Below are 14,458 nucleotides of genomic sequence, written 5' to 3'. Positions count from 1 at the left end.
TGCTCGGGTCGGGCGGGGTCATGCGAGGGCGAGGAAGAGGCGTTCGAGCTCCTGCTCGGTCATCGGCGGCTCCTCGCCGTCCTCCCGGGCCTGCTGGCAGTACCGCATGCCGCTGGCCACGATCTTGAAGCCGGCGCGGTCGAGAGCGCGGGAAACGGCGGCCAGCTGGGTGAGCACGGCGGCGCAGTCGTCGCCCTCTTCGATCGACTCGATGACGCTCGCCAGCTGCCCCTGCGCGCGCCGCAGGCGCGTCAGCGCATCGCCGAGCAGTTCGGGTTTCATCTGCATGTCCCCGACGGTACCCCCGGGGGTATGGGAACGCACGGTGCTGTGGCTCAACGCACTCGGCGCCCGCACGGCGGCCAGGAGGCCCGCCGAGGTGCGAACCGGCGGGCCTCGCCGCTTCAGCGATCTTCGGTGGAGAGCACCAGCTTGCCGCGCGTGTGCCCGAGCTGGTTCAGGCGCCAGGCCTCCGCCGCTTCGGCGAGCGGGAGCACCTGGTCCACGTGCACGGTCAGGCGGCCGCTGTCGGCCAGTCCGGCGAGCACCGCGAGGCCCGCCGAGTCGGGGCGGACCCAGACGTAGTGGCCGCCCTTCGCCGCGGCCTCCGGATTGGCGATGGAGGCGAGGCGCTCCGGCTTCTCGATCAGCTGCAGCGATGTGTCGACCGCGTCGGCCCCGAAGAAGTCGAGTGCCGCGTCGACGCCGTCCGGTGCAAGCCCGGCCACGCGGTCGGCGAGCCCGGGGCCGTAGGTCACCGGTTCCGCGCCCAGCTGTCGCACGAATTCGTGGTTGCGCTCGCTCGCGGTGCCGATCACGCGGGCGCCGCGCGCCACGGCGATCTGGACGCCGAGCGAACCGACCCCGCCCGCCGCCGCGTGGATCAGCGCGGTGTCACCTGCGCCGATGCCGACCCGGTCGATGGCCTGGAGCGCGGTCAGCCCGGCGAGGGGAACGCCCGCGGCCTGGTCCCAGGAGAGCGCTACGGGCTTGCGGGCCAGCATGCGCACGTGCGCGGAGACCAGTTCCGCGTAACCGCCGTGCTGGGCGGTGTCCTTGCGGATGTAGCCGTACACCTCGTCGCCGGGCGCGTACTCCTCGACGTCGAAGCCCACCCGTTCGACGATCCCGGCCACGTCCCAGCCGGGGATCAGCGGGAAGTGCGTCTCCATGAGGCCGTCGAGGCCGCCCGCGGCCAGCTTCCAGTCCACCGGGTTGACGCCGGCGGCCTTCACCCGGATCAGCACCTCGCCGGGGGCGACCTTCGGCTCCGGGAGGTCGGTCAGCCGGAGGGCCTCGGGCCCGCCGTACTCGTCGAGGACGATCGCCTTCACGCCGCAACCCCCGTTCGTGCCGAGGGCTGCGGACTCGCAGCTGTGCGCCGAGCAGTGGTCATCGGGTCTACCTCCGCCGTGCTGTGAGACTGTTTGCGCGCGATATTACTTGCGTGTGCACTTATGCTGCATGCGCGTGTTGAAGGCGTGCAAGAAGAGCTGCTCCGGTCCGGGCTCGATTGTCCGCGCCGTGCGGGCTCGGCGCCGGGTCACGGCCGGGGGCAGGCGCTCTGCGGTCGTCCGCCGGCGAGGAGCGTTTCGGTGAATCGCTGGGCAGCGGGCTGGGAGGCGGCGAGGACTCGGCGGTGGTCCGCGCCGTCGAAGACCTGGTAGCCGATCGCGGGGGAGCGCGCGCACAGCGCTTCGACCAGGCTCGCGGTGCCCGGTTCGCTCACGAGCGCATCCGCACTGCCCTGCAGCACCAGCGTCGGGACGCGCAGTGCCAGGCCTTCCGGCTCCTGCGACTTCAGGTACGCGGTCAGCCCACCCAGGTCGGCGCCATCCCGGAAGACCCGGTCGGCGTCGATCGTCGCGGCGGCTTCGCGGACACCGTCCTGGCAGGTCCGGCGCGCTGCGTCCAGCACCGGCCGGGCCTGCTCGTCGAGCAGGTCCTCCGGCACGATCCCGGGATCCACGGCGGCGGCACCGATGAGCAGCGTGGGCAGGAACGGCAGCGCCGCCCGGACGCTCCGCTCGTCCGTCTGCTGCTGGAAGTACGCGGTGGTCCGGCTGCTCTGGAAACCGCCCGGCGCGATGGCCACCGCGCCGCGCAGCGACAGGTCGTGCTGGTCGGCCGCCGCGGTGTGGAGGGCGGCGTGCCCGCCTTGGCTGTGGCCCATCGCGAACCAGGCCGAGCCGATGCCGGGGGAGACCTGGCGCGCGGCGCGGACGATGTCGGCCACCGCGTTCGCCGCGCTCCGGCCGTTGAGGTACGGGTGCTCGCCGGGCGTGCCGAGGCCCTCGTAGTCGGTCTGCACCACCGCGTAGCCCGCGGCGACCCACCGGTCCAGGGTCTGGTCGGCGAGCCCGACGTAGCCGTGCGCCGGGCCGCCCGGGCGGTCGGCGGAAGGCGCGCAGACATCGGCGGTGCCGGTGGTGCCGTGCGCCCAGCTGATCACCGGCCAGCCCTGCTGCGGCGGTGGCGACGCGGGCACCGAAACGGTCCCGGAGACGGTGACCGGTTCGCCGCGAGCGCCTTCGGAGGTGTAGGTGATCAGCCACTCGCTCTGCGCGCTGGGCAGTCGTTCGTGCTCCAGCGGAGCCGAGCTCGTCAACGTGCCGCGCGCGGGCTCCGGAGAGGTGCCCGCGGAGCAACCAGCCACGAGCAGCGCGGTCAGCAAGGTGGTCAGGGCCAGCCGGTTCACGGGCGTTTCCTCCTGTGCGGGCAGATGGCGTTCCGGAGAGACAACCTCCTCGGAAACCGCCGGCGGGTGCGCAGATCCCACTCAGCGGTACGGATGTGCTGCGCCGGTGCCGAGCTCGGCTAGGCAGGAGGACGGTGCAGCCGGAGGTGAGCTGCGAACCGTGTGAGGAGAGCGCATGACACGCCGCATCGCAGTGACCGGCTCGGCATCGGGCATCGGCAAGGCGCTGGTGGAGCTGCTGCGAGCCCAGGGCGACACCGTCATCGGCGTCGACCGGGAGACCGCCGACATCCGGGCCGATCTCTCCACTGAGGACGGACGGGCTCGGGCGGTGGCCGAGCTCGGCGCCGGGCCGCTGGACGGAGTGGTCGCGTGCGCCGGTGTCTCGGCGCCCGAACCGATCAGCGTGAGCGTCAACCACTTCGGCGTCGTCCGGCTGCTGGAAGGCCTTCGCCCGGTGCTCGCCGCCGCGCCGAACCCGCGGGCGGCGGTGGTCGGTTCCATCGCGGGCACCCAGCCGGTGGATCAGGCGGTGGTGGACGCCTGCCTGCGCGATGACGAGCCGGCCGCTCTGGAACTCGCCCGCGCGGCGGTCGCGAACGGCGCCGGGCACCGGCTCTACCCGTCGTCGAAGTCGGCTCTCGCGCAGTGGCTGCGCCGAGCGGCGGTCACCGAGGAGTGGGCCGGTGCGGGCATCCCGCTCAACGCGGTGGCGCCGGGCGTGGTGCTCAGCCCGATGGTCGCACCGCTCATCGCGGACGAGGCGATGAAGGAGGTCATGGACCGAGCGGTGCCGATGCCGCTGAACGGCTACGCCCGGCCCGCCGTCATCGCCACCGCGCTGAACTGGCTGATCAGCCCCGGGAACACGCACATGACCGGTCAGGTGATCTACGTGGACGGTGGTGCGGACGCGACCTTGCGCGGGCCGGGCGTCTTCTAGCGGTGTGAGCGGGCTGCGCGACCGCAGCCCGCTCGCGGTCATCGCCGTTGGTGGAGCGGGCCGACCAGCAGTGCGCTGGTCAGAGCGATCGCGCCGCACGCGGCGGTGGCGAGGAAGGCGAGCACGAAGCCGGTTTCCGTGTAGTGGGCGCCGGGCAGCAGGAGCAGCACGATCAGCACCTGCGAGCCGATGGAGCTGCCGAAACTGCCCACCAGGTTCAGCATTCCGCCGCTGATGCCCTGGACGTCCGCCGGAACCGCGTGCACGAGCACGTTCGGCAGCGCCGCCGACGCCGAGCCGATGCCGATCCCGAACACCAGCTGGGCCAGCAGGACCGTCGTCGCGGTGTCGTGCACGAACGCGATCAGGGTCGCCCCGGTGACGAGGGCCGAAGCACCGAACACCATGCCCGCGCGGGGCCCGAAGCGACGCGAGATCAGGCCGCTGACCGGGCCCGCCACCATCGCCGACACGCCCGATGCGGCGAGGAACCCGGCCACCTCCAGCGCGGTCGCGCCGAACCCGAAACCGCCCTCCGGGGCGGACATGACGAACATCGGGACCAGCATCGAGTTCCCGACCAGCGCGAACTGGACGCACGCGTTGGCCAGCAGCGGCAGTCCGACCCGCCGTTGCGCGAGGAGTTCGATGCGCACCAGCGGATCGGCGGCGCGCCGTTCGTAGTGGAACCATCCCGCGATGAGGAGCGCGCCCGCACCGATCCCGCCCAGCACCGGCACCGAGAGCCAGCCCGCGCTCTTGATCGTGCCGACGCCGAAGAGGAAGGCCAGCGCGCCGAACCCGAGCAGTGAAGCGCCGATCCAGTCCACGCCGGCCCTGGCCCGCAGGCCGCTCTCCGGGACGAAGCGCCACACCAGCAGGCCCACCACGATCGCGTAGCCGAACTGGAACCAGAAGATGCCGCGGAAGGTGAACGGCTCGACGAGCAGCCCGCTGATGACCGGACCGATGATCGCGCTGGCGCCCATGCCGGTGCCGATGAAGCCCAGCGCGATCGGGATCAGCCGCTTCGGGAGCACGTCCCGGACCAGCCCGTAGGCCAGCGACAGCACGGCAAGCCCGAAACCCTGCAGCGCGCGACCGGCGATCAGCAGCGGCAGCACCGGGGCCGTCGCGCACAGCGCGGTGCCGACGGCGAACACCGCGGAGCACACCAGCGCGACCGCCTTCTTGCCGCAGACGTCGCCCAGCTTCCCGCACACCGCGAAGGCGATGGCGCCGACCAGGGTCACGGCGGTGACGATCCAGGAGATGTCGGGCGAGCGGTAGGCGGCGGCGATCTCCGACAGCGCCGGGGTGACCATCGTGTAGGTGAGGCCGGTGATCTCCACCAGCAGGACGAGGAGTGCGACGATCGCGCAGTTCTGCGCGGTGGAGCGGTCCTGGCGCACGGACTCGCCGTCGGCGTCCGATCCGGTGGCGGCCGTTCTTCGCGGTGGAGGTGCCTGTTCCATCGTGACTCCTCGTCGAGTCGGGTGGCGGGAACGTCGAAAACGGCCCAGCAGCGGGAAAAGCGGCTGGTCGTGGTGCCCGGGAGGGCGGTGCACCGGACGCTAGCCACCCGGCTGAGGAGAGTTCGGCGCGGTCCCGCTCACCGAGAGCGGTCAGCGCTCGGCCGGGCCGAAAACGCCGAAGTCGCCGAGGAAGATGCGCATGTCGAAGACGCGGGAGGACAGTCGCCAGCCCTCGGGCGTTCGCACCCAGCGGTCGTCGTACTCGCCCATGCACTCGAAGAACTTCCCGGCCATCGCGCCCGCTCCGGAGTGGTGGACGCGGGCGTAGGTGAGGGAGCGCGCGGTGTCGCCGTCGACCGTGATGCGGTGGTTGCCGAGGAGGTGCTGGGTCGGGCCGCAGGCGCCGAGGTGGTCGCTGATCTGGCGGACGATCGCCTCCGCTCCGTCCTTGCGGTAGCCGTGGGCGTTCGGGAGGAAGGCGGCTCGGACCGATTCCCAGTCGCGGGCGTCGATCGCGGCGGCCAGCTCGGCCAGTCGTTCGGCGATGTCGTCCCGGTCGCTCATCGGTCCTCCTCGTCGATGTCGAGCGCCGCGAGCAGGCGGGGCGCCTCCTCGCGGCCGTCGAGGACCCGGCTCGTTCGCCGGGTCACCCGCCAGCCCTGCGGGCCTCTGCGCAGCTGCCAGCGGTTGGCGGTGGCGCGGCGCACGACGAACTCGCCGTCGCGGTGCACGATCATCAGCGAGTGGCCGACCGCGACCGCGTCGTCGTCTTCGACCGTCACGTGCGCCGGGCCGAGGAAGTGCGCGCAGCCACCGCGGATCCAGCTCTGGTGCCGCGGCCCGGCGACCATCGCGGTGATCTCGTCGCGGCCGTTCATCGCCAGCTCGTCGACGTCGTAGGCGCCGTCGGGTTCCCAGCGGTCGGCCACGGCGTCGGCGCTGCCGCTGTCGACCAGCGGGCCGTAGCTCGCGATGAGCCGGGCGATCTCCTGCTGGTCCTCCATCCTCCGCACGCGGGCCGCCAGTTCGGCGAGTTCGGTGGGCTGTTCGGCCATCGGTGCCTCCGCTCAGTCGATGTCGGCCGCTGCTGCCAGGGCTTCGAGCTGCTCGCAGTAGTGCTCGGCCGATCGCGCCCGCAGCTGCGCGCCGACCAGCGTCGCGCCCGCATCGCGCGCCCGAGTCAGCGCTGCCTCGGTCGCAGCACGGTCACCGGACGGATCGAGCACCTCGCCGGCGGGGAGCACGACTTCGAAGCCTGCGGGCAGCTCCACCTTCGCCAGCATCTCCCGCAGTCGTGCGCTGGTGAGCCCGAACGGCACCCAGCCGTCGCCGTGCGTCGTCGCGCGCCGCAGCGAGCGCAGGGTCCGGCCGCCGATCCACAGCGGTACGCGGTCCTGCACGGCGTGCGGCTCCACGACGAAGCCCGCGTAGTCGTAGTGCTCGCCGTGGTACGCCGGCTCCCGGTGCGACAGGCTCGCGCGCAGTGCGGCGAGCGCATCATCGGCGCGGGCGCCCCGGTCGGCGAATTCCGCGCCGAGCAACCGGAATTCCTCTTCGAGGCTGCCGACGCCGAGGCCCAGCACCAGGCGGCCGCCCGACACGCGGTCGAGGGTGCCGTAGCGCTTGGCGATCTCCAGCGGGTGGTGGTAGCCGAGCACGAGGACCTGCGTGACGAGCCGGATCCGGCTGGTGCGCGCGGCCAGGTACCCGAAGGTGGCCAGCGGGTCCCAGTACGTCGCGCCTCGTTGCGCGGCGACCTCCCGGGGCACGGCCACGTGCTCGCTGCAGGTCAGGTGGTGGAACCCCAGGCGGTCGGCGGTCTCGGCGATCCGCCCGAGGTCGTCGATCCCCGCGGTGCGCTCCCACTCCGAATGGGCCCCGGGCACCCGGGTCACCACCGGGCTGACGATGCCGATCCTCATCCGCGCACCTCTCCTCGCCGGAACCGGCAACCAGGTGTAGCCCAGCGGACCTCCAGGCCTCCAGGCCCGTCCCGGTCATCGGGAGCGGCGAAACTCCGGTGCGAGGGTTCCGCCTCGGGCGTGGCGCTGCTACCGTCGGGAAGACGGGTGGAATTCATTTCAGTTTTGCCCTTCGTCAACCGGGCTGAGGGGAGCACCATGACCGTCCCTGCCGTTCCCGCCTCCCCGCGTCGCGAGCTGCCGCCCTCCATGGTGGAGCGGATGACCCTGATCCTCGACTCCTTCGAGCGGTGCTCGGTCCGGCTCACCCTGGAGGACGTTGCGCGCAGAACGCATCTGCCGAGGTCGACGGCCCACCGGATCCTCGATCAGCTGGTCCGGCTGGACTGGCTCCGGCACACCGCGGCGGGCTACTCGCTCGGCCGCCGGGCGCTGCGCCTCGGCGGTCGGGCCAACGCGCACGGCGAGCTCCGCAACGCCGCCGCACCGCTGCTGCACGACCTCCAGATGCGGACTGGAATGGTCGTTCACCTCGCGGTGCTCGACGGGGTCGAGATCCGCTACCTGGACAAGGTGGGCGGGCGGTTCGCGGCATCGGTGCCCTCGCGGGTCGGCGGCCGGGCTCCGGCGCATTCGACCGCGCTGGGCAAGGCGATGCTGGCGTGGCTGGAACCGGAAGCGGTGGACGAGCTGCTCGGCGAGCACATCGGTCGGCTGACCGACCGCACCATCGCCGACCTCGACACGCTGCACCAGGAGCTCGACCGCATCCGGCGGCGTCGCGGGCTGGCCTTCGAGCGCGGCGAGTGCGTCCGCTCGCTGGCCTGCGCGGCGGTCGCGGTCCGCGGCCCGGAGGGGCCGGTGGGCAGCATCTCCCTGGTGGGCCGCGTCCAGACGCCGCTGGAGAAGGTGGCGCCGCTGGTCGTCGACGCCGCGCGGCAGGTCTCCGACGAGCTCCACCCGCCGGTGCCCAGAACCCGCTCGTGGCGGCAGATGCACGTCGTCGCACCGGAGCGGACCTGGTCCAGCGCGACGCTGGACCGGATGATGGCAGCGGGCTCCGGCGACTGGTTCTGAGAGCGCTGCCGGCGGGCCGCCCGCGCCTTTAGAAGCGGCGGCAACCGCTTTGAGCGCGTACGCAGAACCACCCGCGGGTTCTGAGTGCTTTCCTGGCGAGGACGGGCCCTCCGCCCTGCATTCGTGCACACATCAGGAGGGGCACCCGCAGTCCGGGGAAGCACTCAGGTTCCGCTGGGCGACCGGCCAAGCAACTTGACCACCAACGAGCTCTCAGGCCCAGTCCCAGGCGTCGGGCAGTACCAGCTCCGGCTCGATCCCGAAGCCACCGCGGAAGAACACCATCGGCCGGTCCTGCGTCGGCGTCTCGAGTTCGAGCACCTCGCCGATCACCACGTCGTGGTCCCCGGCGGCGTGCACCTCGTGCACTCGCGCGTGCACCCGGGCGAGCACGCCCGGCAGCACCGGACTGCCCCACCGGGACAGCTGCCAGGACAAGCCCGCGAACTTCGCTCCGCGGCTGGAGCCGAACCGGTCGCACAGGTCGCTCTGCTGCTCGGCGAGCACGTTCACGCAGAAGCCCCCGGCCTTGCGGATCCGCGGCCAGGCCCGGCCCCGGTGATCGGCGCAGAACAGCACCAGCGGCGGGTCGAGCGAGACCGAGGCGAAGGACTGGCAGGCGAAGCCGACCGGTTCGCCGTCGTCGCACCCGGTGACCACCGTGACGCCGCTGGCGAAGGAACCCATCGCGCGGCGCATCTCCAGCGGTGTGGGCAGGTGGGGAGTCACGAGATCGACGGTAGGCGCGCTGCCGAGGGCACCGGCCCGGCATCCCGTTGAGCGGGAGGTCCTTTCCGGCCGCGCTCCGCGATCCCGCTGATCGGGAGTTCGCGCCCCGGATCCCGCGCGATCGCGCCTAACGTGCACCGGCGAAACCCCGAAAGTCCTTGGGAGCTGGGCGCGAGATGACCGAACTGAGCTACGAGTCCACGCTGCGCGAGCTGCGGACGGACCGAGGTGTGCTGCGCTACCACGAAGCCGGTGCCGGGCCGCCGCTGCTGATGCTGCACGGTTCCGGGCCCGGCGTGACCGGGTGGCGGAACTTCCGCGGCAACCTGCCGGTCTTCGCCGAGCGCTTCCGCTGCCTGGTGCTGGAGTTCCCCGGCTTCGGCGTCAGCGATCCGGTGGACGAGCACCCGATGGTCGCCGCGCCCGCCGCGGTCCGCCGCTTCCTGGACGGCCTGGGCGTCGAGCGGGCCGACGTGATCGGCAACTCGATGGGCGGCATCGTGGGGGCCCGGTTCGCGATCAGCGACCCGGACCGGGTGCGCAGGCTGGTCACCATCGGCGGGATCGGGCGGTCGCTGTTCAGCCCGTCGCCGGGCGAGGGCATCAACCTGCTGATCGAGTTCACCGAGGATCCCACCCGCGAACGGCTCGTGGCCTGGCTGAACTCCATGGTGCACGACCGGTCGCTGGTGACCGAGGAGCTGATCGAGGAGCGCTGGGCGCACGCCACCGAGCCGAGCACCCTGGCCAGCGCGCGGAAGATGTACAGCCGCAAGGCCATCGAGGCCGCTGCGGCCTCCGCCGAGCCGCCGTACTGGGCCATGCTGCACCGGATCCGGGCCCGGACGCTGATCACCTGGGGCCGCGACGACCGGGTCAGCCCGGTCGACATGGCGCTGCTGCCGATGCGCACCATCCCCGGCGCCGAGCTGCACGTCTTCCCCGACTGCGGGCACTGGGCGATGATCGAGCAGAAGGAGGCCTGGGAGAGCGCGGTGCTGGCGTTCCTGACCCGGGAGGAGCGGTCGTGACCCGGGGCGACGAGTACGCGGGTCACGGCGCCGCCACCGGGTTCGGCCACACCGCGGCCGTGCACGCCGCCGGCGAGCTCTGAACCGGTGGGAGGCACCATGTGGCAGCTGCGCGTGGTCGAGGTGGTCCGGGAGACCGCGGACGCGCACACCCTGGTCCTGGAGCGGCCCGGCGTGGACTTCGACTACCGCCCCGGTCAGTTCCTGACCATCCGGATCCCGGGCGGGGCCGCGCGCTGCTACTCGCTGTGCAGCTCGCCGGTCTGCGACGACGAGCTGAAGGTGACCGTCAAGCGCACCAAGGACGGTTACGGCTCGAACTGGCTCTGCGACAACGTCGTCGCGGGCGACGTGCTCGACGTGCTGAGCCCGGCGGGCACCTTCACGCCCGCGTCGCTGGACACCGATCTGCTGCTGGTCGCGGCGGGCAGCGGGATCACGCCGGTGCTCTCGATCGTCAAGTCGGCGCTGCGCGCCGGCCACGGCCGGATCGCCCTGCTCTACGCCAACCGCGACGAGCACTCGGTGATCTTCCGCGATCAGCTGGCGGCGCTCGCGCGCGACGACGACCGGCTCACCGTCGTGCACTGGCTGGAATCCGTGCAGGGAACACCGACCTCCGCCGCGCTGCGCGCGCTGCTGCGGCCCTACGCCGATCGCGAGGCATTCGTCTGCGGGCCAGCGGCTTTCATGGAGTTGGCAGTGGAGTCCTTGAAGGCGCTCGGGGCATCCCGGGTGCACGTGGAGCGCTTCACATCGCTGACCGGTGATCCGTTCGCGGAGCCCGAAGCTCCGGCCGCGACCGGGCCGGTGAGCGAGGTCGAGGTGACGCTCGACGGGCAGACGCGCACCGTGACGTGGCCGCGGGACAGCAAACTGCTCGACGCGCTGCTCGCGGCCGGGCTGGACGCGCCGTACTCCTGCCGCGAAGGAGCGTGCAGCGCCTGCGCTTGCGTGCTGCTCGACGGCGAGGTCGAGCTGGAGCACAACGAAGTGCTCGACGAGCACGACCGCGCCGATGGCCTCATCCTCGGCTGCCAGGCGCTTCCGCTCACCGACCGGCTGAAGGTGACCTACGATCCCTGATCCCGGTGAACGGCCGAAACCCGCGGCGCAGCACGCTCGTGCCGCGGGTTTTCGCTTGCCGGGGAAGGGAAGTCCCGGTGAGCGGGAAGGACACCGCACTCGCGCCACCGCAGCTGGCACCGTTCGAGCGTGCTCGGCGGGACGACCCGACAGGCCCGGCCGGGTTCGCGCACCAGAGCAGTCGACGTCGTACCGGACGCGGAGTTCCGCGCCGACTTCACCGGCCTCTGGCCGGTCACGGCCCGCTTCGCGTGAGCCGGGAACCGGAAAGGACGAACAGTGACCAAGGCGACCGCAGCCGTCGTGGGTTCCGGCAACATCGGCACCGACCTGATGTGCAAGCTGCTGCGCTCCGAGACCATCGAGCCGCGCTGGATGATCGGCGTCGATCCCGCCAGCCCCGGCCTGCAGCGCGCCCGGCAGAACGGCCTGATCAGCTCGGCCGAGGGCGTCGACTGGCTGTTCGCGCAGGACGAGCAGCCGGACCTGGTCTTCGAGGCGACCTCGGCCCACGTGCACCGGGAGAACGCGCCCAGGTACGCCGAGCGGGGCATCCAGGCGATCGACCTGACCCCGGCGGCGCTGGGGCCCGCGGTGGTGCCCGCGGTGAACCTCGGCGCGCACCTCGACGCACCGAACGTCAACCTGATCACCTGCGGCGGGCAGGCCACCATCCCGATCGTGCGAGCGGTCTCGCGGGTGGTCGAGGTCGCCTACGCCGAGATCGTCGCCAGCGTGGCCTCGCCGTCGGCAGGCCCCGGCACGCGGGCGAACATCGACGAGTTCACCATCACCACGGCCCGCGGCATCGAGGACATCGGCGGCGCCGACCGGGGCAAGGCGATCATCATCCTGAACCCGGCCGAACCGCCGATGCTGATGCGCGACACCGTGTTCTGCGCGATCCCGGCCGACGCCGACCGCGACGCGATCGCCGAATCCGTCCACCAGGTCGTCGCCGACGTCGCGAGCTACGTGCCCGGCTACCGGCTGCGCGCCGATCCGCAGTTCGACGATCCGTCCACTGTGAACGGCGGCATGGCGCGGGTCGCGGTGTTCCTCGAAGTCGAGGGCGCCGGCGACTTCCTGCCGCCGTACTCCGGGAACCTCGACATCATGACCGCCGCGGCGACCCGCGTCGGCGAAGGCTTCGCCCAGCGGATCCTCGCGCAGGAGGGACGGCGATGACGCACCGGATCAGGATCACCGATTCCTCGCTCCGCGACGGATCGCACGCCAAGCAGCACCAGTTCACCACCGAGCAGGTCCGCGACGTCGTGGCGGCTCTCGACGGCGCCGGAGTCCCGGTCATCGAGGTCACCCACGGCGACGGCCTCGGCGGCTCGTCGTTCAACTACGGCTTCAGCCGCACTCCCGAGCAGGAGCTCATCAAGACCGCGGTGGAGGCCGCGCAACGGGCGAAGATCGCCTTCCTCATGCTGCCCGGCGTCGGCGTCAAGGACGACATCCGGGCGGCGGCGGACGGCGGAGCCGCGATCTGCCGGATCGCCACGCACTGCACCGAGGCCGACGTCTCCGTCCAGCACTTCGGGCTGGCCCGGGAGCTGGGCCTGGAGACGGTGGGCTTCCTGATGATGGCCCACAGCCGGCCGCCGGAGGCGCTCGCCGGGCAGGCCCGGATCATGGCCGACGCGGGCTGCCAGTGCGTCTACGTCGTGGACTCCGCGGGCGCGCTGGTGCTGGAGGACACCAGCGACCGGATCGCCGCGCTGGTGACCGAACTCGGCGACGACGCGCAGGTCGGCTTCCACGGCCACGAGAACCTGGGCCTGGGCGTGGCGAACTCGGTGCTCGCGGTGCGCGCCGGAGCCACCCAGATCGACGGCTCCACCAGGCGCTTCGGCGCCGGTGCCGGGAACACGCCGGTGGAGGCGTTCGTCGCCGTCGCCGAGAAGCTCGGCATCGCCACCGGCGTGGACACCATGAAGATCATCGACGCCGCCGAGGACGTGGTCCGGCCGGTGATGGACGGCGAGTGCCTGCTCGACCGCCTCTCGCTGACCATGGGATACGCCGGCGTCTACTCCAGCTTCCTCAAGCACGCCGACCGGGCCGCGGCGAAGTACGGCGTCTCCGGCGCCGAGATCCTCGTCGAAGCGGGCAGGCGCAACCTGATCGGCGGCCAGGAGGACCAGCTGATCGAACTCGCCGTGGACCTCGCCGGTCGCGGTGCCGACACCGAATCGAGGGCCAGCTGATGCCGCACCCCGTCCTGACGGCCGTCGAGGAGCGCGCCGAGGAGATCACCGCCGCTGCCGAGTCCAACGAGCGCCTCGGCAGGCTCGACGACCAGGCCGCCAAGGTGCTGCGCGAGACCGGCGTCATCAAGATGCTGCAGCCCGCCCGCTACGGCGGCGCCGAAGCGCACCCGGCCGAATTCGCCGAAGCGGTGATGAAGGTGGCCGGCCGCGACGGCTCGACCGGCTGGGTCGCCGGGATCGTGGGCGTGCACCCGTGGGAGATGGCGATGGCCGACGAGCGGGTGCAGGAGGAGATCTGGGGCCGCGACAACGACACCTGGATCGCCTCGCCGTACGCGCCGATGGGCGTGCTCACGCCGGTCGACGGCGGCTACCGCTTCACCGGGCACTGGCAGTTCTCCTCCGGCACCGACCACTGCGACTGGATCTTCCTCGGCGCCTTCCTGGGCGACGAGTCGGGCGAGGTGGCCAAGCCGCCGGTGTCCTACCACGTGATCCTGCCGCGGTCGGACTACCGGATCGTCGAGGACTCCTGGGACGTGGTGGGCTTGCGCGGAACCGGCAGCAAGGACATCCTCGTCGAGGACGCCTTCGTCCCGGCGCACCGGGTGATCCCGTTCAGCAAGATGCTCGACGGCTCAGCACCCGAGGAAGCCGGGCTGACGAACCCGACCTACCACGTCCCGTTCACCACGGCATTCCCGCTGGGCATCACCGCGGCGGTGATCGGCATCTGCGAGGGCGCGCTCGCGCACCACCTGGCTTACCAGCGCAAACGCGTGCAGATCACCGGTACCAAGGTCAAGGACGACCCGTACGTGCTCTACGCGATCAGCGAGGCGGCGGCCGAGATCCACGCCTCCCGCGTCGCGCTGCTGGACAACGTCTCCCGCATCTACGACGAGGTGGCGGCGGGCGCCGAGATCTCCTTCGCCGAGCGCGCGGTCAGCCGCCGCACCCAGGTCTCGGCGGCCTGGCGGGCGGTGCGGGCGATGGACGAGATCGTGGCCCGCTCCGGCGGCAACGGCCTGCGGATGGACAACCCGATCCAGCGCTTCTGGCGCGATGGCCACATGGGCATGGTGCACGCGATCCACGTCCCGGGCGCGGTCTTCCACGTCTCCGCCCTGACCGAACTGGGCGTCGAACCGCCCAACGGCCCGCTGCGCTCGATGATCTGACCTTCCTTGCCTGGTCAGAGACCGTGAGCGTTTTGGGGCGCTATAGCACCCCGAACCACTCACGGCGTCTGACCTGCACAGCTGTACCCGCCGC

General features: G+C 72.0%; 16 protein-coding genes. 8 read left to right on the top strand and 8 right to left on the bottom strand.

Annotation, left to right across the window (positions count from 1 at the left end; genetic code table 11):
* Window positions 1-18: 18 nt before the first annotated feature.
* The 3 genes from C4T78_RS00150 to C4T78_RS00140 form a co-directional block, all read right to left on the bottom strand.
* The gene (locus C4T78_RS00150; RefSeq protein WP_093159469.1) at window positions 19-288 is read right to left on the bottom strand and encodes a metal-sensitive transcriptional regulator; all 270 of its coding nucleotides are present in this window, start codon (window positions 286-288) and stop codon (window positions 19-21) included.
* Between the two features lie 116 nt (window positions 289-404).
* A complete protein-coding gene (locus C4T78_RS00145; RefSeq protein WP_093346514.1) occupies window positions 405-1,334 on the bottom strand; it encodes an NADP-dependent oxidoreductase in 930 nt (309 codons plus the stop codon).
* A gap of 209 nt (window positions 1,335-1,543) precedes the next feature.
* Window positions 1,544-2,698, bottom strand: a complete 1,155-nt coding sequence (locus tag C4T78_RS00140; RefSeq protein ID WP_093346516.1) for an alpha/beta hydrolase family protein — start codon at window positions 2,696-2,698, stop codon at window positions 1,544-1,546.
* Between the two features lie 175 nt (window positions 2,699-2,873).
* Here C4T78_RS00140 and C4T78_RS00135 point away from each other — a divergent pair, with 175 nt between their 5' ends.
* Window positions 2,874-3,641, top strand: coding sequence for an SDR family oxidoreductase (locus tag C4T78_RS00135; protein WP_093346519.1), 768 nt, complete (start codon window positions 2,874-2,876; stop codon window positions 3,639-3,641).
* A 38-nt stretch (window positions 3,642-3,679) separates the two neighbouring features.
* Here C4T78_RS00135 and C4T78_RS00130 read toward each other — a convergent pair whose 3' ends face one another.
* From C4T78_RS00130 to C4T78_RS00115, 4 genes are all read right to left on the bottom strand, one after another.
* On the bottom strand, window positions 3,680-5,116 hold the full coding sequence (locus C4T78_RS00130; protein WP_093346521.1) for an MFS transporter: 1,437 nt from the start codon (window positions 5,114-5,116) through the stop codon (window positions 3,680-3,682).
* Between the two features lie 150 nt (window positions 5,117-5,266).
* Entirely contained in the window at window positions 5,267-5,680 is a 414-nt protein-coding gene (locus C4T78_RS00125; RefSeq protein WP_093346524.1) for a nuclear transport factor 2 family protein, read from the bottom strand.
* Window positions 5,677-6,171 (bottom strand): nuclear transport factor 2 family protein, encoded by a 495-nt coding sequence (locus tag C4T78_RS00120; RefSeq protein WP_093346526.1) that lies wholly within the window; start codon window positions 6,169-6,171, stop codon window positions 5,677-5,679. Before C4T78_RS00120 ends, C4T78_RS00125 begins: the two co-directional genes overlap by 4 nt.
* A gap of 12 nt (window positions 6,172-6,183) precedes the next feature.
* Window positions 6,184-7,038: a TIGR03619 family F420-dependent LLM class oxidoreductase gene (locus tag C4T78_RS00115; RefSeq protein ID WP_093346528.1), complete on the bottom strand. Its 855-nt coding sequence runs from the start codon at window positions 7,036-7,038 to the stop codon at window positions 6,184-6,186.
* A 198-nt stretch (window positions 7,039-7,236) separates the two neighbouring features.
* On the opposite strand from C4T78_RS00115, the gene C4T78_RS00110 reads away from it, so the two are divergent.
* On the top strand, window positions 7,237-8,115 hold the full coding sequence (locus C4T78_RS00110) for an IclR family transcriptional regulator (protein WP_218161443.1): 879 nt from the start codon (window positions 7,237-7,239) through the stop codon (window positions 8,113-8,115).
* Between the two features lie 213 nt (window positions 8,116-8,328).
* Here C4T78_RS00110 and C4T78_RS00105 read toward each other — a convergent pair whose 3' ends face one another.
* The gene (locus tag C4T78_RS00105; protein WP_235863016.1) at window positions 8,329-8,844 is read right to left on the bottom strand and encodes a flavin reductase family protein; all 516 of its coding nucleotides are present in this window, start codon (window positions 8,842-8,844) and stop codon (window positions 8,329-8,331) included.
* Window positions 8,845-9,020: 176 nt separating this feature from the next.
* On the opposite strand from C4T78_RS00105, the gene C4T78_RS00100 reads away from it, so the two are divergent.
* From C4T78_RS00100 to C4T78_RS00075, 6 genes are all read left to right on the top strand, one after another.
* Complete coding sequence (locus C4T78_RS00100; protein WP_093346533.1) at window positions 9,021-9,875, top strand: alpha/beta fold hydrolase; 855 nt, start codon at window positions 9,021-9,023, stop codon at window positions 9,873-9,875.
* A 99-nt stretch (window positions 9,876-9,974) separates the two neighbouring features.
* The gene (locus C4T78_RS00095; RefSeq protein ID WP_093346536.1) at window positions 9,975-10,961 is read left to right on the top strand and encodes a ferredoxin--NADP reductase; all 987 of its coding nucleotides are present in this window, start codon (window positions 9,975-9,977) and stop codon (window positions 10,959-10,961) included.
* 129 nt (window positions 10,962-11,090) lie between these two features.
* Window positions 11,091-11,216: a hypothetical protein gene (locus C4T78_RS36860; protein ID WP_258958302.1), complete on the top strand. Its 126-nt coding sequence runs from the start codon at window positions 11,091-11,093 to the stop codon at window positions 11,214-11,216.
* A gap of 24 nt (window positions 11,217-11,240) precedes the next feature.
* Window positions 11,241-12,149: an acetaldehyde dehydrogenase (acetylating) gene (locus C4T78_RS00085; protein ID WP_093346538.1), complete on the top strand. Its 909-nt coding sequence runs from the start codon at window positions 11,241-11,243 to the stop codon at window positions 12,147-12,149.
* A complete protein-coding gene (dmpG, locus tag C4T78_RS00080) occupies window positions 12,146-13,180 on the top strand; it encodes a 4-hydroxy-2-oxovalerate aldolase (RefSeq protein ID WP_093346541.1) in 1,035 nt (344 codons plus the stop codon). Before C4T78_RS00085 ends, dmpG begins: the two co-directional genes overlap by 4 nt.
* Window positions 13,180-14,364: an acyl-CoA dehydrogenase family protein gene (locus tag C4T78_RS00075; RefSeq protein WP_093346543.1), complete on the top strand. Its 1,185-nt coding sequence runs from the start codon at window positions 13,180-13,182 to the stop codon at window positions 14,362-14,364. Before dmpG ends, C4T78_RS00075 begins: the two co-directional genes overlap by 1 nt.
* The last annotated feature ends 94 nt before the right edge of the window (window positions 14,365-14,458 follow it).

It is taken from the genome of Saccharopolyspora kobensis (assembly GCF_900108315.1).
In the GTDB taxonomy this organism is placed as follows: Bacteria; Actinomycetota; Actinomycetes; order Mycobacteriales; family Pseudonocardiaceae; genus Saccharopolyspora; species Saccharopolyspora kobensis.
Note: the sequence above shows the minus strand (reverse complement) of the source record. Positions and strands in the feature narration are given on the sequence as shown.

What these genes read in the sequence shown, in the direction of transcription:
- C4T78_RS00150 (WP_093159469.1), bottom strand. Translation starts at nt 288, where the DNA reads ATGCAGATGAAACCCGAACTGCTCGGCGATGCGCTGACGCGCCTGCGG.
- C4T78_RS00125 (WP_093346524.1), bottom strand. Translation starts at nt 5,680, where the DNA reads ATGAGCGACCGGGACGACATCGCCGAACGACTGGCCGAGCTGGCCGCC.
- C4T78_RS00095 (WP_093346536.1), top strand. Translation starts at nt 9,975, where the DNA reads ATGTGGCAGCTGCGCGTGGTCGAGGTGGTCCGGGAGACCGCGGACGCG.
- C4T78_RS00130 (WP_093346521.1), bottom strand. Translation starts at nt 5,116, where the DNA reads ATGGAACAGGCACCTCCACCGCGAAGAACGGCCGCCACCGGATCGGAC.
- C4T78_RS00120 (WP_093346526.1), bottom strand. Translation starts at nt 6,171, where the DNA reads ATGGCCGAACAGCCCACCGAACTCGCCGAACTGGCGGCCCGCGTGCGG.
- C4T78_RS00075 (WP_093346543.1), top strand. Translation starts at nt 13,180, where the DNA reads ATGCCGCACCCCGTCCTGACGGCCGTCGAGGAGCGCGCCGAGGAGATC.
- C4T78_RS00115 (WP_093346528.1), bottom strand. Translation starts at nt 7,038, where the DNA reads ATGAGGATCGGCATCGTCAGCCCGGTGGTGACCCGGGTGCCCGGGGCC.
- C4T78_RS00135 (WP_093346519.1), top strand. Translation starts at nt 2,874, where the DNA reads ATGACACGCCGCATCGCAGTGACCGGCTCGGCATCGGGCATCGGCAAG.
- C4T78_RS00100 (WP_093346533.1), top strand. Translation starts at nt 9,021, where the DNA reads ATGACCGAACTGAGCTACGAGTCCACGCTGCGCGAGCTGCGGACGGAC.
- dmpG (WP_093346541.1), top strand. Translation starts at nt 12,146, where the DNA reads ATGACGCACCGGATCAGGATCACCGATTCCTCGCTCCGCGACGGATCG.
- C4T78_RS00110 (WP_218161443.1), top strand. Translation starts at nt 7,237, where the DNA reads ATGACCGTCCCTGCCGTTCCCGCCTCCCCGCGTCGCGAGCTGCCGCCC.